Source organism: Flavobacterium nitratireducens, from assembly GCF_029625335.1.
GTDB classification, from domain to species: domain Bacteria; phylum Bacteroidota; class Bacteroidia; order Flavobacteriales; family Flavobacteriaceae; genus Flavobacterium; species Flavobacterium nitratireducens.
This window is the reverse complement of sequence record NZ_CP121111.1, coordinates 1,125,020-1,144,413: the sequence shown is the minus strand read 5'-3', so window position 1 is coordinate 1,144,413 and position 19,394 is coordinate 1,125,020. Positions and strand designations below refer to the sequence as shown.

Annotated in this window: 17 protein-coding genes and 1 pseudogene; 6 read left to right on the top strand and 12 right to left on the bottom strand. The window is 33.3% G+C overall.

Going from position 1 to position 19,394, the window contains the following annotated elements; translation table 11 throughout:
* Window positions 1-10 precede the first annotated feature (10 nt).
* The 4 genes from P5P90_RS05410 to trmD form a co-directional block, all read right to left on the bottom strand.
* Window positions 11-2,413, bottom strand: a complete 2,403-nt coding sequence (locus P5P90_RS05410) for a TonB-dependent receptor (protein ID WP_278036168.1) — start codon at window positions 2,411-2,413, stop codon at window positions 11-13.
* A gap of 193 nt (window positions 2,414-2,606) precedes the next feature.
* Window positions 2,607-4,838, bottom strand: coding sequence for an NADP-dependent isocitrate dehydrogenase (locus P5P90_RS05405; protein ID WP_278036167.1), 2,232 nt, complete (start codon window positions 4,836-4,838; stop codon window positions 2,607-2,609).
* A 268-nt stretch (window positions 4,839-5,106) separates the two neighbouring features.
* Window positions 5,107-5,457, bottom strand: a complete 351-nt coding sequence (gene rplS, locus P5P90_RS05400; RefSeq protein ID WP_278036166.1) for a 50S ribosomal protein L19 — start codon at window positions 5,455-5,457, stop codon at window positions 5,107-5,109.
* A 227-nt stretch (window positions 5,458-5,684) separates the two neighbouring features.
* A complete protein-coding gene (gene trmD, locus P5P90_RS05395; protein WP_278036165.1) occupies window positions 5,685-6,359 on the bottom strand; it encodes a tRNA (guanosine(37)-N1)-methyltransferase TrmD in 675 nt (224 codons plus the stop codon).
* Between the two features lie 209 nt (window positions 6,360-6,568).
* Between trmD and P5P90_RS05390 the strand changes: the two genes are divergently transcribed.
* Window positions 6,569-7,501 (top strand): peptidylprolyl isomerase, encoded by a 933-nt coding sequence (locus P5P90_RS05390; protein ID WP_278036164.1) that lies wholly within the window; start codon window positions 6,569-6,571, stop codon window positions 7,499-7,501.
* Between the two features lie 123 nt (window positions 7,502-7,624).
* On the opposite strand, the gene P5P90_RS05385 is transcribed toward P5P90_RS05390, so the two are convergent.
* A complete protein-coding gene (locus P5P90_RS05385; RefSeq protein WP_278036163.1) occupies window positions 7,625-8,185 on the bottom strand; it encodes a thioredoxin family protein in 561 nt (186 codons plus the stop codon).
* Between the two features lie 98 nt (window positions 8,186-8,283).
* On the opposite strand from P5P90_RS05385, the gene P5P90_RS05380 reads away from it, so the two are divergent.
* Complete coding sequence (locus tag P5P90_RS05380; RefSeq protein ID WP_278036162.1) at window positions 8,284-8,625, top strand: tRNA-binding protein; 342 nt, start codon at window positions 8,284-8,286, stop codon at window positions 8,623-8,625.
* Window positions 8,626-8,632: 7 nt separating this feature from the next.
* Here the strand turns inward: P5P90_RS05380 and P5P90_RS05375 are convergent, their stop codons facing one another.
* The 4 genes and pseudogenes from P5P90_RS05375 to P5P90_RS05360 all read right to left on the bottom strand — a co-directional run bounded on the left by P5P90_RS05375 (window position 8,633) and on the right by P5P90_RS05360 (window position 12,768).
* Window positions 8,633-9,436 carry a sulfurtransferase gene (locus P5P90_RS05375; RefSeq protein WP_278036161.1) on the bottom strand — a complete coding sequence of 268 codons (804 nt, stop codon included), beginning with the start codon at window positions 9,434-9,436 and terminating at the stop codon, window positions 8,633-8,635.
* A gap of 111 nt (window positions 9,437-9,547) precedes the next feature.
* Complete coding sequence (locus P5P90_RS05370) at window positions 9,548-10,453, bottom strand: mechanosensitive ion channel family protein (protein ID WP_278036160.1); 906 nt, start codon at window positions 10,451-10,453, stop codon at window positions 9,548-9,550.
* A gap of 97 nt (window positions 10,454-10,550) precedes the next feature.
* Window positions 10,551-10,935 (bottom strand): annotated as a pseudogene (locus P5P90_RS05365) (PUR family DNA/RNA-binding protein).
* 72 nt (window positions 10,936-11,007) lie between these two features.
* Window positions 11,008-12,768 carry an ABC transporter ATP-binding protein gene (locus P5P90_RS05360; RefSeq protein ID WP_278036159.1) on the bottom strand — a complete coding sequence of 587 codons (1,761 nt, stop codon included), beginning with the start codon at window positions 12,766-12,768 and terminating at the stop codon, window positions 11,008-11,010.
* Window positions 12,769-12,970: 202 nt separating this feature from the next.
* Between P5P90_RS05360 and P5P90_RS05355 the strand changes: the two genes are divergently transcribed.
* The 3 genes from P5P90_RS05355 to yajC all read left to right on the top strand — a co-directional run bounded on the left by P5P90_RS05355 (window position 12,971) and on the right by yajC (window position 15,482).
* Window positions 12,971-14,074 carry a Glu/Leu/Phe/Val family dehydrogenase gene (locus P5P90_RS05355; protein ID WP_278036158.1) on the top strand — a complete coding sequence of 368 codons (1,104 nt, stop codon included), beginning with the start codon at window positions 12,971-12,973 and terminating at the stop codon, window positions 14,072-14,074.
* A gap of 189 nt (window positions 14,075-14,263) precedes the next feature.
* Complete coding sequence (gene nusB, locus P5P90_RS05350) at window positions 14,264-15,175, top strand: transcription antitermination factor NusB (RefSeq protein ID WP_278036157.1); 912 nt, start codon at window positions 14,264-14,266, stop codon at window positions 15,173-15,175.
* 34 nt (window positions 15,176-15,209) lie between these two features.
* Window positions 15,210-15,482: a preprotein translocase subunit YajC gene (gene yajC, locus P5P90_RS05345; protein ID WP_278036156.1), complete on the top strand. Its 273-nt coding sequence runs from the start codon at window positions 15,210-15,212 to the stop codon at window positions 15,480-15,482.
* Between the two features lie 126 nt (window positions 15,483-15,608).
* Here the strand turns inward: yajC and pepT are convergent, their stop codons facing one another.
* The 3 genes from pepT to P5P90_RS05330 all read right to left on the bottom strand — a co-directional run bounded on the left by pepT (window position 15,609) and on the right by P5P90_RS05330 (window position 18,048).
* On the bottom strand, window positions 15,609-16,889 hold the full coding sequence (gene pepT, locus P5P90_RS05340) for a peptidase T (RefSeq protein WP_278036155.1): 1,281 nt from the start codon (window positions 16,887-16,889) through the stop codon (window positions 15,609-15,611).
* A 63-nt stretch (window positions 16,890-16,952) separates the two neighbouring features.
* The gene (locus tag P5P90_RS05335) at window positions 16,953-17,360 is read right to left on the bottom strand and encodes a DUF1003 domain-containing protein (protein WP_278036154.1); all 408 of its coding nucleotides are present in this window, start codon (window positions 17,358-17,360) and stop codon (window positions 16,953-16,955) included.
* 127 nt (window positions 17,361-17,487) lie between these two features.
* The gene (locus tag P5P90_RS05330; RefSeq protein WP_278036153.1) at window positions 17,488-18,048 is read right to left on the bottom strand and encodes a hypothetical protein; all 561 of its coding nucleotides are present in this window, start codon (window positions 18,046-18,048) and stop codon (window positions 17,488-17,490) included.
* Between the two features lie 294 nt (window positions 18,049-18,342).
* On the opposite strand from P5P90_RS05330, the gene P5P90_RS05325 reads away from it, so the two are divergent.
* Window positions 18,343-19,362: a quinone-dependent dihydroorotate dehydrogenase gene (locus P5P90_RS05325; protein WP_278036152.1), complete on the top strand. Its 1,020-nt coding sequence runs from the start codon at window positions 18,343-18,345 to the stop codon at window positions 19,360-19,362.
* Window positions 19,363-19,394 lie beyond the last annotated feature (32 nt).

Genomic DNA, 19,394 nt, shown 5'->3' with positions numbered 1-19,394 from the left:
TTTTTAGAAATTAGAATTTAAAATTATAACTAACCGCAGGTACGATTCCAAAAATGGATGTTTTAACGGCTTCGTTAATGCCGGTATCTGTGTTTTGTCTAAACGTCATTGATGCCGCATTCTGGCGATTGTATAAATTGTAAATACTAAAAACCCATTCGCCTTTCCAGTTTCTGTTTTTGTTTTTATAAGGTGTTAAGGTCGCTGAAATGTCTAAGTGATGATAGGCAGGTAAACGATTTCTATTTCGGAAACCATAATTTGGTACATCTACACCTGCATAATTGTATTTACCATCTGGGTAAGTTGCGGGTTGCCCGGATTGTAAGATGAAATTAGCTCCAAAATCCCATTTTTCATTCAAGTGATATGCGGTAGTAATGGCTAAATTGTGTGTTTTGTCGTAGGCTGAACTATACCATTTACCGTAATTAATCCCTATTTCTTCAGGTGTTCTTCCAGGGGTTTGTTGTTCAGATAGTGAGAGGGTATAGGAAAGCCATCCATTCAATCGACCTTCATTTTTTTTAAACATCAATTCTAATCCATAGGAACGCATTTTTCCATTGAGAACGACTTGTTCTATAGCCTTATTAGCAATTAAAATGGCACCGTCAATATAGTCAAGGCGGTTTTGAATTTTTTTATAAAAACTTTCAATTTCTATCGAATAATCGCCATTTTTAATGTTTTTAAAGTAACCTATAGCTACTTGATCAGCAATTTGTGGTTTGATGTAGTTATCACTTGGCATCCAAACATCCAATGGAGTGGGAGAGGAAGTGTTAGATACTAATTGTAAATATTGAACCATACGATTGTAGCTGGTTTTTACAGCTTCATTATCGTTGATTTGATAGGAAATTGACATACGAGGCTCTAGGTAATTGTAACTTTGGATGGTTTTGTTTTTACCATAGAATTTACTGCCTGTAGGTGTTGCTTTTTCATAAATTTGAAAATCAGGATTAAAAACTACAGGATTGTTGTTCTCGTATAAATTAATAGTCGAATTTCCTAAACGATAAAACAAGCTATAACGTAAACCATAAGCAACACTGAATTTATTGTTTAATTTATTTTCGGCTTCAATATATACGGCGGGTTCAAAGGCGTATTTTTTGTCTAATTGGTCTGCATTAATTCCTGATTCTGGGCTAGAAGGTTTAATTGTTCCAGGATTAAATTCATAGTAAATTCCGTTTATCCCATAATTTAATTTAAAGTCATCCGAAATATAGTTTTTAAAATCGTATTTTATGTTGTAGTTTTTAATTCCAGATTTCCAGTTAAAGCCTACGAAATCTAAATCCAAACCATAGTAATAATCGCTGTAAATAAGGGAAAGATTTGAAAATAATTTATCAGAATACAGATGATTCCATCGCAAATTGAGCGTGGTGTTACCGTAAGTATTGCTGAAACTTTTATTAATGGCAAAAACATCGCGACCAAAATAACCCGATAAATAAAGGTTGTTGTTGTCGTTAATTTTAAAATTTAATTTGGTATTTAAATCATAAAAGTAAGCCGAGTTGTTTTTTTGATCTTCCGAAAGTTTTAAGAATAAATGGGCATAAGATGATCTTCCTCCAATTAAGAAAGAGCCTTTGTCTTTAACAATTGGACCTTCAGCAAGTATTCGACTTGAAATTAAACCAATTCCACCATTCACGTGGAAATCTTTACTGTTTCCGTCTTTTTGATAAATATCCAAAACGGAAGAAGCTCTTCCTCCAAAGCGAGCTGGAATTCCGCCTTTATATAGTTTTAAATCCTTGATAGCATCGGGATTGAAGACCGAGAAAAAACCAAAAACATGCGAAGAATTATAAATTGTAGCTTCGTCAAGTAGAATTAAATTCTGGTCTGCACCGCCACCGCGAACATTAAATCCTGAAGCGCCTTCTCCTGCATTTGTTACTCCTGGTAAAAGTAAAATGGATTTGATTACATCAACTTCGCCAAGAACAACTGGCATTTTTTTGATTGAGGAAATAGAGAGTTTGTTCACACTCATTTCGGGTGTTCTAATATTAGCTCTGCCTTGATTGTTGGTTATGACTACTTCTTCAAGTTGCTCGCTATTTTCAGTAAGTGCCCAATTTAACTTGTTGCTTTTTGTAATAATGATGTCTTTTGTAATGTTTTGATAACCAATGTAACTGATGTTTATTTTTTGTGTTCCAGAAGGAATACTTATAGAATAAAAACCATATTCATTGGTTGTGGTTCCGATTTTTAACTCTGGAAAATAAATAGAGACACCAATTAAGGTTTCGTTGTTTTTAGAATCTGTGATAATACCGCTTAGGGTGATTTTTTGCTTAACCGATTCTGTATCGTTTTGCCCAAAAAAGTGGAAACAAATCAATAGTGCTGAAAATAGAAAACTAATTTTTTTTGTAATCATTTTTTGAAGTTTGAATTACAAATTTCAATCATTATACTAGAAAAGACAAGAGGAAAACTGTTAATTATTGATTAATATAGAGGGTTAATTTAGAGATTAGATTTTTGTCTAAAAGCGGTGTTTTTTAATGTTTTAAATAAAAAAAAAGACAACCCTTTCGAGTTGTCTTTAGTTTGTTTATGAATAAATAAAATTAAGCTAATACAGAAATTTTATCTAAAATTGTATTGAAAGTAGTGCTTGGACGCATTGCTTTGCTTACTAAAGCAGGATTTGGTTGGTAGTAACCACCAATTTCCTGAGCTTTACCTTGAGCACCAATTAATTCAGCATCAATTGCGGCTTCGTTTTCAGTCAATTCTTTCGCAATTGGAGTAAAAATAGCTTTCAGTTCAGCATCTTTATCTTGAGCAGCTAAAGCTTGAGCCCAGTATAAAGCTAAGTAGAAGTGAGAACCACGGTTGTCAATTTGACCTACTTTTCTAGCTGGAGATTTATCGTTTTTCAAGAAAGCATCGTTAGCTTGATCTAAAGTTTCAGAAAGAACGATTGCTTTTTCATTATTTAAAGTTTGTCCTAAGTGCTCTAATGAAGCGCCTAGAGCTAAAAATTCTCCTAATGAATCCCAACGTAAATAACCTTCAGTGATGAATTGCTCAACGTGTTTTGGAGCTGAACCACCTGCACCTGTTTCAAACAATCCTCCTCCGTTCATTAATGGAACGATAGATAGCATTTTAGCAGAAGTTCCAACCTCTAAGATTGGGAATAAATCTGTTAAGTAATCACGTAATACGTTTCCAGTTACAGAGATAGTATCTAAACCTTCGATGATTCTCTCTAGAGTAAATTCAGTTGCAGCAACTGGGTTTAAAATACGAATATCTAATCCTGTTGTGTCGTGATCTTTTAGGTATGTGTTTACTTTTTCGATTAATTGTCTGTCGTGTGCTCTGTTTTCGTCTAACCAGAAAACAGCAGGAGTGTTCGATAAACGAGCTCTATTTACGGCTAGTTTTACCCAGTCTTGAATAGGAGCATCTTTTGCCTGACACATTCTGAAAATATCATTAGCTTCAACGGCTTGTTCCATCAATACGTTTCCGTTAACATCTACTACACGAACAACTCCGTTAGTAGATATTTGGAATGTTTTATCATGAGATCCGTATTCTTCTGCTTTTTGAGCCATCAAACCTACGTTTGGAACAGATCCCATTGTAGTTGGGTCAAAAGCACCGTGTTTTTTACAAAAATCGATTGTAGCTGTATATACTCCAGCGTAAGAACGGTCTGGAATGATTGCAATAGTATCTTGTAGTTTTCCTTCTTTGTTCCACATTTGACCAGAAGTACGAATCATTGCTGGCATAGAAGCGTCAACAATTACATCTGAAGGAACGTGAAGGTTTGTAATTCCTTTGTCTGAATTTACCATTGCAAGAGCTGGTCCGTTTTCAATCGCTTGATTGATGGCAGCTTCAACTTCTGCTTGTTGTGAGTGTCCTGCGATTTTAGCATAAACATCACCTAAACCATTTTTAGTATTTACGCCAAGTTCAGCGAATAAAGCGGCATATTTTTCGAATACATCTTTAAAGTAAACTTCAACGATAGCTCCAAAGATGATTGGGTCAGAAACCTTCATCATAGTAGCTTTTAAGTGAACAGAAAGTAAAACGCCTTGTTCTTTAGCTTCAGCGATTGTTTTAGCAACAAAAGATTTCAAAGCGCTCAAGTGCATTACTGAACTATCGATAATTTCACCAGCCTTCAATGGAGTACTTGCTTTAAGAACAGTAGCAGTACCGTCTTGTGCAATGAATTCGATTTTTACATCAGTAGCTTCAGCTACAGTAAGTGATTGCTCACTTCCGTAGAAATCACCGCTTTCCATAGAAGCAACTGCTGTTTTAGAATCAGCTGACCAAGCTCCCATTGAATGTGGATTTGCTTTAGCATAATTTTTTACCGCTTTTGGAGCTCTACGATCAGAGTTTCCTTCACGTAAAACTGGGTTTACTGCAGAACCTAATACTTTTGCATATTTAGCTTTAATAGCTGCTTCAGCGTCATTTTGTGGTGTTTCTGGGTAGTCAGGAACGTTATAGCCATGAGCTTGTAATTCAGCAATAGCTCCTTTTAATTGAGGAACAGATGCAGAAACGTTTGGTAATTTAATAATGTTTGCTTCTGGAGCAGTAGCTAATTTTCCTAATTCCGTTAATGAATCTTTTACTCTTTGCTCCTCAGTTAAAAACTCAGGGAAATTAGCAAGAATACGAGCTGCAACTGAAATGTCTTCAGTTTCAATTTCGATGCCTGCTGTAGCTGTAAAAGCTTGTACAATTGGTAAAAACGAATAAGTAGCTAACAAAGGTGCTTCGTCAGTTAATGTGTAAACAATCTTTGATTTTTGTGTCATTTTTTTTGTTTTATAATCGTAATTCTCTGTGAAAGAATGTGAAATGTATTGTTTGCTTTGAATAAAGCGGTGCAAAGATATGGAAATCAGACTAAAATATCCTCTGCTTTGTTATAGTTTTGAGTGAATTATGGGAATACTAACGACATTGTTATAAAATGTTATTTTTTTAAAGAATGTTCGGATAGTTTTGTTGAATGTTAAGGGGTTGTTATAGCAAAAAAAGTCCCGATGATAATCGGGACTTTTATGATAAAGAGATAAAAGATTATCTTCTTTTGTCTTTGATTTTTGCTTTTTTACCAGTAAGTTCTCTGAAGTAGAAAATTCTAGCTCTACGTACAGCACCTTTCTTATTGATTTCAATTTTTTGTAAAGCTGGTAAGTTGATAGGGAAGATACGCTCAACACCTACTGCTCCAGACATTTTACGAATTGTAAAAGTTTCAGTACTTCCAGTACCTCTTCTTTGGATTACAACTCCTTTAAAGAACTGAGTTCTTGTTTTTTCACCCTCTTTAATTTCGTAGTAAACTGTGATTGTGTCTCCAGCTCCGAAATCAGGGAAATCTTTTTTTGCAACAAATTCGCTATTAACGAAATCTACTAAATTTGCCATTTTAATGCTAATTTTGGATTAATATCGGACTAACATTCACGGGTATCGCCAGAGGTTAATCAAATGTGGCTGCAAAAGTAGTTAAAAAAATTAAATTCCAATAAAAGAAATTACAAATTCCAATAAAAAAAATTAAACTCTAAATAAAATCATATCCCAAATGCCGTTTTTCAACTGCTTAATCAATTGGAATTTGGAATTTAAAATAGTAGAATTTTAAAGGAAATTTATTCTAATAAATCCGGTCTTCTATTTTTAGTGTGCTCGTAAGCCATATCTTCTCTCCATTTGTCAATTTTAGCAAAGTTTCCGCTAGTTAATACTTCCGGGACTTTCCAGCCTTTGTAATCAGCAGGTCTGGTATAGATAGGTCCTGATAATAAATTGTCCTGAAAACTATCTGTAAGCGCAGAGGTTTCATCGCTTAAAACACCTGGTATTAATCGAATTAAGGCGTCTGATAAGACTAATGCTCCTAACTCTCCGCCGCTTAGTACATAATCTCCAATTGAAATTTCTTTGGTAATAAAATGGTCACGAACTCTTTGGTCAACTCCTTTGTAATGACCACAAAGAATGATGATGTTTTCATACATCGACATGGTATTTGCCATTTTTTGATTCAAAGTTTCTCCATCAGGCGACATATAAATGATTTCGTCATAGGTTCTTTGACTTTTTAAATAGGTGATGCAATCGTCAATAGGTTGGACCGTCATTACCATTCCTGCTCCGCCACCATAAGGATAATCGTCTACACTTTTTTGTTTGTTTGTGGTGTAATCTCTTAAATTATGAATATGAACTTCTACAAGGCCTTTATCTATTGCTCTTTTCATGATAGAAGCTTCAAATGGACTGCGTAATAGTTCTGGTAAAACAGTAATAATGTCAATGCGCATGATTGTAATTCTAAGTTTGAATGCTGCAAAGGTACAAAGTTTTTTTTCAGAAGTAATCTAGTGTGGTTGCGGCGTTTTTTTTATTTAGTAATTAATGTTAGCCTATATTTATTTTGTTGTTTTTAAAGTGAAAATAATTTTCTGTTTTGTACATGGATACATTCTATAATTTAATTAGTAAATTTGCGCTTCAATAAAAATTTTAAAAAATGGAAAACGGAATATATGCTAAATTCAATACCGCTAAAGGTTCGGTTTTAGTAAAATTAACCCACGATTTAACTCCAGGAACGGTAGGTAACTTTGTAGCCTTAGCTGAGGGAAATTTAGAAAATAATAAAAAACCTCAAGGGGTAAAATATTATGACGGATTAACTTTTCACAGAGTAATTCCTGATTTTATGATTCAAGGAGGATGTCCTTTAGGTTCGGGAACTGGAGATCCTGGATATAAATTTGATGATGAATTTCACCCAAGTTTAAAACATGATAAACCAGGAGTGCTTTCTATGGCTAATGCTGGTCCTGGAACAAATGGTTCTCAATTTTTTATTACTCACGTGCCAACTTCTTGGTTAGATGGAAAACACACTGTTTTTGGACATGTTGTAGAAGGACAAGAGGTTGTTGATGCTGTTGCTCAAGGTGATGTTTTAGAAACTTTAGAAATTATTCGTGTAGGTGAAGAAGCTAAAAAATGGAATGCTGTTGAGGCATTTAGAGTTTTTGAAGGAAACAGAAAAAAACGTTTAGAGGCTGAAAAAGCGGCTGCTGAAGAAGCTTTAGAAAAATTAGCTGCCGGATTCCAAAAAACAGAAAGTGGATTGCGTTACCAATTTATTCAAAGAGGTGAGGGTAAAAAAGCGGAAAATGGAAAAACGGTTTCTGTACATTACACAGGACAATTGCCTGACGGAAAAGTTTTTGATAGTTCTTACCCACGTAAAAAACCAATCGAATTTCCATTAGGACAAGGTAATGTAATTGAGGGATGGGACGAAGGTATTGCTTTGTTACAAGTAGGAGATAAAGCTCGTTTTGTAATTCCAGCTCATTTAGGATATGGTTCTCGTGGAGCAGGAGGTGTGATTCCACCAAATGCTACTTTGATTTTTGACGTTGAATTAATGGACGTGAAATAATTTTAGTATTCAGTGATCAGTTTTTAATGATCAGCTTGATTAAAATACAAAAGGGGTTTTCAAATCGAAAACCTCTTTTTTTATATCTGCTTCTTTCTTCTTTCTTCTTTCTTCTGCTTTCTGTTAAACTGTTTTCCATTTAATATTACAGCCTATACTTGGTTTTTGATTGGGATTGATGCTTCGATTGTATAAAATGCCGTCAATGGCACCACGTAAATCACTTCCGCTTAAAGGGATTCCGTTTCCGGGACGACTGTCGTCTAGTTGACCACGATAGACTAATTTGTTTTGATTGTCAAATAAATAAAAATCAGGTGTGCAGGCGGCGTTGTACGCTTTGGCTACTTCCTGAGTTTCGTCATAAAGGTATGGGAATTCAAAATTGTTTTGGAAACCATATTCTGCCATTAATTCAGGTCCGTCTTGAGGATAATTAATTACGTCATTGCTTGAAATAGCAATAATACCTATTCCTTGTACTCGGTAATCATTGGCGATTCTTATAATCTCATCAATTACATGATGCACAAAAGGACAGTGATTGCAAATAAAAAACACTAAAGTTCCTTTCTCTCCTTTTAAATCAGAAAAAGAGAAGAAATTGTTTGGTATTGTATCTTTTAAATAAAATTCTGGAGCTATAGTTCCTAGATCAATCATGTTAGAAGGTGTGCGTGCCATTATGCAAATACGTTAATTTGAGGTATAAAGTTACTAAAATTGAAAGTGTTTAAAATGTAAAAACTAATTTTGGAGAAAAATAATACTTTAGAATTTTTATGGAAACGAATCTGACTTGGTCTGAATTTGAAAAAGTAGCGATGCATGTAGGAACAATTATCGCAGTAAATGATTTTCCAGAAGCCCGAAAACCTGCTTATCAGCTTACGATTGATTTTGGAAAAGAGATAGGTGTTAGAAAAACATCGGCTCAAATAACTAAACGTTATACCAAAGAGCAATTGTTAAACCGGCAGATTGTTGCAGTTGTAAATTTTCCAAAAAAGCAAATAGGTAAATTTATGAGCGAATGTTTGGTTTTGGGAGCCGTTGGACAAGAAGGTGATGTTATCCTACTAGCTCCCGATTTTAAAGTTGAAAATGGTTTACGAATAGGATAACTATTTATTATTTTTCGATTGGTAAATTGTGGTCTAGTCCCCATTCTGTCCAAGAACCATCATATACCGCTTTTGGAGAATTGTTTAAGATTAATTCGTAAGCAATGAGATTAATACAGGCTGTAATACCAGAACCGCAGGAAAAATATAAGTTTTGATCCTGATGTGGCAGGATTTGTTTTAATTCTTCTTTAGGTAAATAATGTCCGTCTTTTAAAACTTTTGTAAAAGGGAGGTTCACGGCATTTGGAATATGTCCGCTTCGTAAGCCTTCACGAGGTTCTTCAGTTTCTGCATGAAATCGGTCCGATGAACGGGCATCAATCACTACAGCTTCTTTAGAAGTGAGATTGTTTAAAATTTGAAATTTATTTTTGAACATTTCTGGTTTGAAACGAGCTTCAAAATCGCCTTTAGGATAAGATTGAGGATTTACTTTTTGTAATGCGCCTCCCTCTTTTTCCCAAGCTGGAAATCCACCATCTAAAACCCAAACATTTTCATGTCCCATGCTTTTGAATAAATACCATGCCCGAGGGCTAGAATAGATTCCTTTGGTATCATAAACAACAATTTTGCTATGCTTGCTAATCCCTAGCTTTCTTGCTTCTTCGGTAAAAGCTTCTGGTTGCGGTAAGGTGTTTGGTAAAGGTATAGTGGTGTCGCTAAATTTGTTTTTAATATCAAAGGTACGAGCGCCTATGATTTGTAATTCATGTGGGGGACTATCCAAGACAGCATCTAAAATTATTAATTCGGGGTTGTCAAGATTGTCTTTAAGCCAACTAACAGATACGATAGGAGTTTTCATTTGATGATTCTTTTTGTGGTTATTGTTACACTAAGTTACAAAAAAGAATGGGCTTGTGTGATAAAGCGATGGTAAATAAAAAAGCCTGAAAACTATTTTCAGGCATAAAAGTTATTTGGTTTCTAAGGTTTCGGCAGCTTTATGGATAACTAATTGAGGGAATGGAATTTCAATTCCTTCTTTGTCAAAAGTGATTTTGATTCTTTTTCTGAGTTCGCCAGTAATGTCCCATTTTTTATCAGGAAAACTTTCTCCTAGTATTTTTAAAACTATGGAAGAGTCGGCAAATTCATCAATTCGAAGAAATTGTGGTGCTTGGATTATATATTCTTTCCATAAAGGATCATTGGCAAGTTCATTTCCTATTTGGTTTATGATATTAATGACTCTTTCAATGTCACAGTTGTAAGCTACTCCAATATTGATATTGATTCTGGAGAATTCATTAGAAAGGTTAGAAACCCTTTTGATTTCACCATGTGGGATATGATGTACGGTACCGTCCAGATCTCTAAGGGTTGTTTTACGTAGCGTAATTTGTTCGACTTTTCCGCTGGCTGAATCTAAATTGACAACATCGCCTACACGATATTGATTTTCCAAAATAATAAAAAGTCCAGAAATAATATCACGAATGAGATATTGACCTCCAAAACCGAATGCTAAACCTACAATTCCAGCAGCTGCAAGGATAGGGCCAATTTCGATCCCAAATTCATTCAATACCATCAATATGGTAATGCATAGAATAGCAATTTTTGTGGTGGTAGAAAATATTTGAATAAGCGTTGTTTCTCTTTTTTCTTCCGCTTCTTTTGAAGAGTATTTATCCGGTCGTATTGCTATACGTATAGCTTTTTGGATAAAGCGGATTAAAATTTTGTTTAGTAAAAAAGCAATACTTACGATGAAGATAATTTTTACACCGCTTGTCAATAACCAAGGAATAATTAATTCGGTGTACTGAATTAAGTTTTTACTCAAGATGTCTTGCCAATTAATAGTTGTTAAGTTCATGTTTTCTCTTTTTAATCAATAAAAAAAGTCCAAAAATCAGATATTTGATTTTTGGACTTACAAATGTTTAACCTTATAAAGCTTGATGAATATTAAATTAAATATCGTCAAAATCAATATCGGTGAAATTAGATATTTGAGGTATCACCATCTTCAATGTTTACTTTGTCAGTAGTGTATTCCTTTTTAAAATCTTTTTGATGTCTTTCTGAAATTACTTCTTCTCCTTTGTGGTTTAATACATAAGATGTCATTTCTCCAAGGATTTCTGTAAAGGCAGTAAAGTCCTCTTTGTACAAATATATTTTGTGTTTTTTGAAATGAAACGAACCGTCTTCTTCTGTGAATTTTTTACTTTCTGTAATGGTAATATAATAATCATCAGCTTTGGTAGCTCTCACATCGAAGAAATAAGTTCTTCTTCCTGCACGTAAAACTTTAGAAAAGATTTCTTCTTTTTCTAACATGTCATTTTCTCTCATAATCCGTTCTGTACAATAATATGGTTGTTAATTGAAACCAAAAATGATAAAAATATATGTATAAAGCAAGATTTATAGTAATTCTTTTTCAGAAAGTTGTTTTAAATATAATGAGGCATAATAGCCTTCTTGATTTATAAGCTGGTTATGAGAACCTTGTTGAATGATTTTACCATCTTCAAGGATAATTATTTTATCGGCATTTTTAGCAGAAGAAACACGGTGACTCACAATGATGGTTGTTTTGTCTTTGCAAATGGTGCTAAGATTATTTAAAATCGCTTCTTCTGTTTCGGTGTCAACCGCAGATAAACAGTCGTCAAACAATAAAATGGGTGGGTTTTTAATGATTGCTCTTGCAATGGAAACACGTTGTTTTTGTCCTCCAGAAAGTGTGATTCCTCTTTCACCTAGTACGGTGTCGTATTGTTTATTAAATCCCATAATGTTGTCATGTACTACCGCATTTTTAGCTGCAGTCATCACCTCTTCCATACTGGCATCTTCTTTCCCAAATTTAATATTGTTTTTAATACTGTCAGAGAACAAAAAAGCATCCTGAGGGACAATTCCAATGCTATTTCTCAAATCGAATAAATTGAGTTTGCTAATTTCTTCTTGGTCAATTTTAATTTTTCCTTCGGTTACATCATACATTCTTGAAATTAATGAAAGTACAGTAGATTTTCCCGAACCTGTTTTTCCTAAGATGGCTAGTGTTTCTCCTTTATGAATAGTGAACGAAATGTTTTGAAGTGCAGTAATATTTGTGTCTTCATAAGTATAACTCACATTTTCGAAGCTAATTGTACCTTCGATAGTAGAAGGTTTAGGATTGTTGTTCTTTATTTCAGGTTCGATTTTTAGGAATTCGTTAATTCTTTTTTGAGAAGCTTCGGCCTCTTGAACCATAGAAGAAACCCATCCCAGAGAGGCTACTGGCCAGGTAAGCATGTTAATGTAGAGAATAAATTCGGCAATCGTTCCAATGCTTTTTAAAGTCCCATTGATGTACATAGAACCTCCTACATACACAACGACCAAGTTGCTAATTCCTATTAATGCTAACATTAATGGTCCAAATAGCGATTGTACTTTAGCCAAATCCATGCTTTTGCTTTTGCTTTCTAGGGCGAGAGCCTGCATGTTATTTTGATGTTGAGCTTCTATAGAATAGGCTTTGATCACTCGTACGCCAGAAAAGATTTCCTGAGTAAAGCTAGAGACTTTGGATAAGTATTGTTGAAAAGTAGTGCTCCTTGTATTGATTTCTGTACTTAGTTTAAAAATAGCATACGACAGTATTGGCAGCGGAAGTAACGTATATAAGGTTAGTAGTGGTGATACTTTGTACATATACATTATTACAATGGCAAAACGGATAAAGGTGTTGATAGTATACATAACCGCAGGGCCAACATACATTCTTACTTTGGAAACATCTTCGCTAATACGATTCATCAAATCACCTGTGCGATTTTTTTTGTAGAAATTTTGAGATAGGTTTTCGTATTGTTGAAAAACTTCATTTTTTAAATCAAATTCGATACGACGTGACATTACAATTAATGTTTGGCGCATTAAAAAAGTTAAAAATCCAGCAATAATTGCAGTAGCAATAATTAAAAGAATATTTGAAATTAGCTCTTGCTGAAGAACAGCTTTAGGGATATTTGTGTCTTTTGCAAAGTTTTCAATCGCCAAGAACGACTTACTAATCAGTTTAGGAGTGAATAGCATGAAGATTTGTGCGATTATGGTGAATAAAATACCAAGTAAAAAATGGTATTTGTATTTGATGAAGTATTTATTTAAATAGAGTAATTCTTTCATTTTTTTAAGAGATTCTATATAGAATTGCTATTATTTTTAGTTGATTTTTGTCTTTAGTTGATTTTTGAATTCTTAAAAATAATTGATATTTTTAAATTAATTTTCGATTTTGTGTTTTAAAAATGAATTATTTGTTTTTTTTATATAGTTTTGAATAGTTATTTTGATGAATTCGTAAATATTATTTTAAAAACTGATACAAATGGATGCTACTTTCATAACAGAAAAGGAACTAAAAAAAATGGATCCTGTTTTTGGACAATTATCGTTTAATGATCATGAACAAGTTGTATTTTGTAATGACAAAGATACAGGTTTAAAAGCAATTATTGGTATTCATAACACGGTTATGGGACCTGCTCTAGGAGGGACTCGAATGTTTAATTACGCTAGTGAATGGGATGCTTTGAATGATGTTTTGCGTCTGTCGCGTGGTATGACTTTCAAATCAGCTATTACAGGTTTGAATATTGGGGGAGGAAAAGCGGTAATTATAGGCGATGCAAAAACACAAAAAACACCTGAATTAATGCGAAGATTTGGCGAGTTTGTTCATTCATTGAGCGGAAAATATATTACTGCCGAAGATGTGGGTATGGAAACAAGTGATATGGATTTAGTAAGAGATGTAACGCCATATGTAACTGGTATTTCTGAATCAAGAGGTGGAGCTGGAAATCCATCACCTGTAACTGCTTACGGTGTGTATATGGGGATGAAAGCAGCTGCCAAATCACAATTTGGTTCAGATAATCTAGCAGGTAAAAAAGTTGTAGTTCAAGGAATTGGTCACGTAGGAGAGGCGCTTGTTGATTATTTGACAAAAGAAGAGGCAATTGTTACTATTGCCGATATCAATTATGAAAGATTGAATGCTGTAGGTGCTAAATACGGAGCTCAAATTTTTACAGGTTCTGATTTATTTACAACTGATATGGATATATATGCACCATGCGCTATGGGAGCCACTATAAACAATGATACAGTTTATAAAATTAATGCAAAAGTAATTGCTGGTGCGGCTAATAATCAATTGGCTGAAGAGAATATTCATGGGGCTATTTTGCAAGAAAGAGGTATAACCTATGCTCCTGATTTCTTGATTAATGCTGGAGGGATTATCAATGTTTATGCAGAATTGGCTAAATATGATAAAAATGAAATTATGAGCAGAACTGAAAATATTTATAATACCACTTTAGAAATTCTCGATTTTGCAGCACAAAACGGAATTACTACGCATCAAGCAGCTTTAAATGTGGCACAAAAACGCATTGATCAACGAAAATTAGAAAATAGTAAATAAGGTTGTTATAATTCAGGTAGTAGTCATGGTTTTCAAATCAAATGAAAACCATGACTTTTTTATTTAAGAATTAAAGCCTGATTCATGAATTTTAATTTTATTATAAAAAAGGAAATCCTTATTTTTGCAAACTAATTTTTTAAAAGTTCTTATAAGGTGGTAAATAGACGACACATCCGCGTTAAAGTTATGCAAACCATTTATGCGATGCATCAAAACGGCTCAGATAACATGGAAAAGGAAGAGAAATTCCTTTTTTACAGTATCGATAATATTCAAGATTTATACCTTACAATGATTTCTTCTCTGCTTGAAATTTGTAAAAAAGAATCTCAATTTTTGCATCTATCAAGTCAAAAACATTTAGCAACTGCTGCCGAACGTAATCCTAACGAGAAATTTATTAAGAACAGTATTTTTGAAATCCTTTCCGAAAACAATTCTTTAAGTATCGCTTTAGAAACAAGAAAAATCAATGCATGGCATTTGCATGAGGATTATATAGCCTTGTTGTTGCAGGCTATTAAAGAAAGTTCGTATTATCAAAAATACATGAGTAATCCGGAACGTTCATTTGAGGAAGATAGACAGTTAATTGTAGATTTGTTTACCGAAGTGATTGTTCCAAATGAAAAATTATACGAGTTCTTAGAAGATGATAAATTGACTTGGATTGATGATATCCCAATGGTAAATACGCAAATTATCAAACAATTGAAAGCGATGAAGCCTATTGAAAATGATAATTTTAAAGTGCCAAAATTGTATAAGGACATTGAGGATAAAGATTTTGCTAGAGATTTGTTTCGTAAAACAATTTTAAACGAAAAAGAGTTAGCTAAAGAGTTTGTAGACAAAACACCTAACTGGGATAGTGATCGAATTGCTGAGGTTGATACCATTATTTTGAAAATGGCTATTTGCGAATTTTTGAAATTCCCATCCATTCCAGTAAAAGTGACTTTGAATGAATATTTAGAATTAGCCAAAGAATATTCTACTCCAAAAAGTAGTATTTTTATCAATGGAATTTTAGATAATTTGGTTAAAGAATTAGAAAGTAGTAAAAAAATGATTAAAACCGGTCGCGGTTTAATGTAATAGTATAGTAATCAATTAAAAAGAATTAAATATCATGGGTCAATTAAATCAGTTTTTGCCGTTTATTTTAATGTTTGTAGTTATCTATTTCTTTATGATTAGACCACAACAAAAAAGAGCAAAACAAGAAAAAGAATTTGAAAACAACTTGAAAGTAGGAGATAAAGTAATCACTAAAAGTGGTCTTCATGGTAAAGTCGCTGAATTAGCTGAAACAACCGTAGTTCTTGAAACAATGGCAGGAAAATTAAAAATGGAGCGTTCGGCAATTTCTATGGAAATGAGTGCTTCATTGGCTAAGAAATAAGATTCAATTTAGAGAAAATTATAAAGAAGTCGTTTCAACTTTAATTCGAAACGACTTCTTTTTTTTGGGTGAATCTCTGAGATTTTCTTCCAGATTTTATAGAGCTAGATTTTAAAGGTTTAACTTTTATTTATTTTTCTTTTTTGTCAGTTCCTTTTCTAAACCAAAGTTTGGTAATGCAGTAAGCTCGGCAATTTTTACAATTACTTCAACTGCTTTTTGCATGCTTTCTACTGGGACATACTCGTATTTACCATGAAAGTTGTGTCCGCCTGCAAAGATATTTGGGCAAGGTAGTCCCATGTAAGATAATTGGCAGCCATCTGTTCCCCCACGAATGGGTTTAATAATAGGTTTGATATTCAAAGTTTTCATTGCTTTTTCGGCAATATCTACAATATGTTTTACCGGAAGCACTTTTTCCTTCATATTGTAATATTGATCTTTGATTTCGGCAACAGCAATGTCTTCGCCAAATTGTTTGGCATATTTTTTATTGATTTTGCGTACTATTTTTTCAATTTTTTCTTTTCTTTTTTCGAATTTCTTTTTGTTGTGATCTCTAATGATAAGGGATACTGTGCTTTCTTCAATTGTACCTGAAACATTATGAATATGGTAAAAACCTTCATAACCTTTAGTTCTTTCAGGAACTTCATCGGCGGGTAATTCGTTAATAAAAGCATTAGCAATTAACATCGAGTTAATCATTTTTCCTTTGGCATAACCTGGGTGTACACTTTTTCCTTTGAAAGTGATTTTGGCTCCAGCCGCATTAAAATTTTCATATTCAAGTTCACCAATTTGGCTTCCGTCCATGGTATAAGCCCAGTCGCAACCAAATTTTTCCACATCAAAAAAATGAGCACCTCTCCCGATTTCTTCATCAGGAGTGAAACCTACTCTAATTTTACCGTGTTTAATTTCAGGATGGTTAATTAGGTATTCCATTGCTGTAATAATTTCAGTAATTCCAGCTTTGTCATCAGCGCCTAAAAGTGTTGTACCGTCAGTGGTAATAATCGTTTGTCCTTTGTATTGTAACAAGTCTTTGAAATAATCTGGAGATAAAACGATGTTTTGTTCTGCATTTAGAACGATGTCTTTTCCATCGTAGTTTTCTATAATTTGCGGTTTTACATTAGCCCCGGTAAAATCAGGAGTAGTGTCAAAGTGAGAAACGAATCCAATAGTAGGAATCTTTTCTTCAACATTACTAGGAAGCGTAGCCATGATATAAGCTTTGTCATCAATAGTAACCTCTTGCATTCCTATTGCTTTTAGTTCTTCTACTAATTGATTAGCTAAATCCCATTGTTTTTTTGAACTTGGAGTAGTATTAGAATTAGGATCCGATTCAGTATCAACAGTTACGTAGCTGATAAAACGATCAATAATATTTTGCATATAATGGTGTTTTTTTGTTGGTTTGCAAAGGTAGTATTAATTTGAACTAAAATAAAGTATGCTTTATTGCATATTTTCTAAAATTTGGATTATTTTATCTAGTTTTTCAACCTCTAGCGAATTCAATTTTGCTGCCAAGGCTTCAATTTCTAGTTTTGCTTCCTTATTGGTATTATAATCATCTTGCGCCTGAATTCGATCTCTTTCATTTTGTCGATTTTGCGCCATCATAATAATTGGAGCAGCATAGGCAGCTTGGGTAGAAAATAATAGGTTGAGTAAAATAAACGGATAAGCATCCCAATGATAGCAAAAGCCAATAAGATTTAGTCCCATCCAAACGATTACAAAAACAGTTTGCAAAATGATAAAACGCCAAGATCCCATTCCTTTGGCAACGGAGTCGGCTATACGGCTTCCAAATTCTAGGCTGTCATAGTGTCGTTGGTGCCAGTTTTTTGATAAATTCATATTTAGTGTTTTTAAAATTAGTATGAAGGTATAAAAAAATCGCAAAGACAATGATTGATTCTGCTTTCTATTGATGCATAAATCATTGCCTTTGCGATGAATTTTAATTTGGTATTTACATTAAAAATTATTCTCTCAATTTGTTCACTTTTTCTTGTGTTTTAATCAAGTCCTCGTTGAGTTTGTTAATTTTAATTTGCTGTTTGCTGATTTTGATGTTTTCTTTTTCAATTTCAGTAGGGCTAAGTTTTCCTCTTGTTTTTTTGTTTTCGAATTTTTTCTTTTCGTTAGCGAGCGTTTTTTCTTCATTAACAATTTTAGCTTTCAGCTTATTGATTGCTTTCTCCCCTGAAAGAATTTTGTCTTGTTTTTTCTCTAAATCGTTCAGTTTTTTTTCAAAATTCCGTTCATTTTTTTCAGCTCTTCTAGCCTCTTTTAATGCTCGTTTTTCTTCTCTCATTTTTGTTTTAAGAAGTTTAGCTTCTTCTTTTATCGCTATTTTTTCGGCATCATTTAAAGCTTTAGAATTGTCTTGCATATTCATTTTCATGATAGTGTCTTTTACTGTAGTGACAGTAGTTGTAGTCGTTTTAGTGACTAGTTTTATGGAGTCATTTGTGACATTCTGAGCCCAAAAGAATTGAAAACTAGAAATCATACCTAAGGTAAATAATGTTTTTAGTCTCATAATGATTCATTTTTAAGTTAATAATAAGTAGGTTATCATTGATTTGATAACGACAAATTAAGAAAAATCAGTATAAAACGGAAGTATTTTAGAACTGTTAAAATTGTTGGTAAATCATTTTTTTTATCGTAAGTAGTTGTATTTTAGCTTTTTGTATGAAGGTGTTTTTGTTTTTTTTGGGTTTTATTTAACGTAAGTTTATTAGGTTGTTTATGAGGTTATTTCTTTAAAGTTCTTATTTATAATTTTTTTATCCATTAGATAATTCTATTTTTGCACTCAAATTAAAAACCTATGTACAAACAGCTTATCCGACCATTGTTTTTTTGTTTTGATCCTGAAAAAATTCATCATTTTACCTTTGCATTAGTCCGTGTAACTTCTAAAATCCCTGGTTTTTCATCAATCTATAAATCACTTTATTTAGTCAATGATAAAAGATTAGAAAGAGAAGTTTTTGGATTGAAATTTAAAAATCCAGTAGGCTTAGCGGCGGGTTTTGATAAGGATGCTAAATTATATAAGGAATTATCCAACTTTGGTTTCGGGTTCATCGAAATAGGGACTTTAACTCCAAAAGGACAAGATGGGAATCCAAAAAAACGTTTGTTTCGTTTAAAAGAAGATTCGGCGATTATTAATCGAATGGGATTTAATAATGGAGGTGTCATGGAAGCGGTGGAACGACTAAAATCAAATCCAGGTGTATTAATAGGTGGAAACATAGGTAAAAATAAGGTGACTCCTAACGAAGAGGCTACTTCTGATTATGAAATTTGTTTTGATGCTTTATACGATTATGTCGATTATTTTGTGGTAAATGTAAGTTCGCCAAATACGCCTAATCTTCGTGAATTGCAAGATAAAGAACCGTTGACACAGTTGTTGCAAACCTTGCAAAATAAAAATTTGGCTAAGCCAAAACAAAAGCCAATTTTATTAAAAATTGCTCCAGATTTGACAGATGAGCAATTGTTAGATATTATTGATATTGTAAAAGAGACTCAGATTTCAGGTGTAATTGCTACCAATACGACTATTTCACGTGAAGGTTTACAATCAGAAAACAAAACCGAAGTGGGCGGCTTATCAGGGAAACCATTAACCAAGCGCGCTACAGAAGTGATTCGTTTTCTTTCTGAAAAAAGTAACAAGGCTTTTCCAATCATTGGAGTGGGAGGAATTCATTCGGCAGAAGATGCTATTGAAAAATTAGAAGCTGGAGCAAGTTTAGTGCAATTGTATACGGGCTTTATTTATGAAGGTCCAGCCTTGGTGAAAGCAATAAATAAAAAGATTTTGAGCAAGAATTAATCTTGTTGAAATACAAAATGATAAAAGCGTAA

What these genes read in the sequence shown, in the direction of transcription:
- P5P90_RS05410 (WP_278036168.1), bottom strand. Translation starts at nt 2,413, where the DNA reads ATGATTACAAAAAAAATTAGTTTTCTATTTTCAGCACTATTGATTTGT.
- P5P90_RS05405 (WP_278036167.1), bottom strand. Translation starts at nt 4,838, where the DNA reads ATGACACAAAAATCAAAGATTGTTTACACATTAACTGACGAAGCACCT.
- rplS (WP_278036166.1), bottom strand. Translation starts at nt 5,457, where the DNA reads ATGGCAAATTTAGTAGATTTCGTTAATAGCGAATTTGTTGCAAAAAAA.
- trmD (WP_278036165.1), bottom strand. Translation starts at nt 6,359, where the DNA reads ATGCGCATTGACATTATTACTGTTTTACCAGAACTATTACGCAGTCCA.
- P5P90_RS05390 (WP_278036164.1), top strand. Translation starts at nt 6,569, where the DNA reads ATGGAAAACGGAATATATGCTAAATTCAATACCGCTAAAGGTTCGGTT.
- P5P90_RS05385 (WP_278036163.1), bottom strand. Translation starts at nt 8,185, where the DNA reads ATGGCACGCACACCTTCTAACATGATTGATCTAGGAACTATAGCTCCA.
- P5P90_RS05380 (WP_278036162.1), top strand. Translation starts at nt 8,284, where the DNA reads ATGGAAACGAATCTGACTTGGTCTGAATTTGAAAAAGTAGCGATGCAT.
- P5P90_RS05375 (WP_278036161.1), bottom strand. Translation starts at nt 9,436, where the DNA reads ATGAAAACTCCTATCGTATCTGTTAGTTGGCTTAAAGACAATCTTGAC.
- P5P90_RS05370 (WP_278036160.1), bottom strand. Translation starts at nt 10,453, where the DNA reads ATGAACTTAACAACTATTAATTGGCAAGACATCTTGAGTAAAAACTTA.
- P5P90_RS05360 (WP_278036159.1), bottom strand. Translation starts at nt 12,768, where the DNA reads ATGAAAGAATTACTCTATTTAAATAAATACTTCATCAAATACAAATAC.
- P5P90_RS05355 (WP_278036158.1), top strand. Translation starts at nt 12,971, where the DNA reads ATGGATGCTACTTTCATAACAGAAAAGGAACTAAAAAAAATGGATCCT.
- nusB (WP_278036157.1), top strand. Translation starts at nt 14,264, where the DNA reads ATGCAAACCATTTATGCGATGCATCAAAACGGCTCAGATAACATGGAA.
- yajC (WP_278036156.1), top strand. Translation starts at nt 15,210, where the DNA reads ATGGGTCAATTAAATCAGTTTTTGCCGTTTATTTTAATGTTTGTAGTT.
- pepT (WP_278036155.1), bottom strand. Translation starts at nt 16,889, where the DNA reads ATGCAAAATATTATTGATCGTTTTATCAGCTACGTAACTGTTGATACT.
- P5P90_RS05335 (WP_278036154.1), bottom strand. Translation starts at nt 17,360, where the DNA reads ATGAATTTATCAAAAAACTGGCACCAACGACACTATGACAGCCTAGAA.
- P5P90_RS05330 (WP_278036153.1), bottom strand. Translation starts at nt 18,048, where the DNA reads ATGAGACTAAAAACATTATTTACCTTAGGTATGATTTCTAGTTTTCAA.
- P5P90_RS05325 (WP_278036152.1), top strand. Translation starts at nt 18,343, where the DNA reads ATGTACAAACAGCTTATCCGACCATTGTTTTTTTGTTTTGATCCTGAA.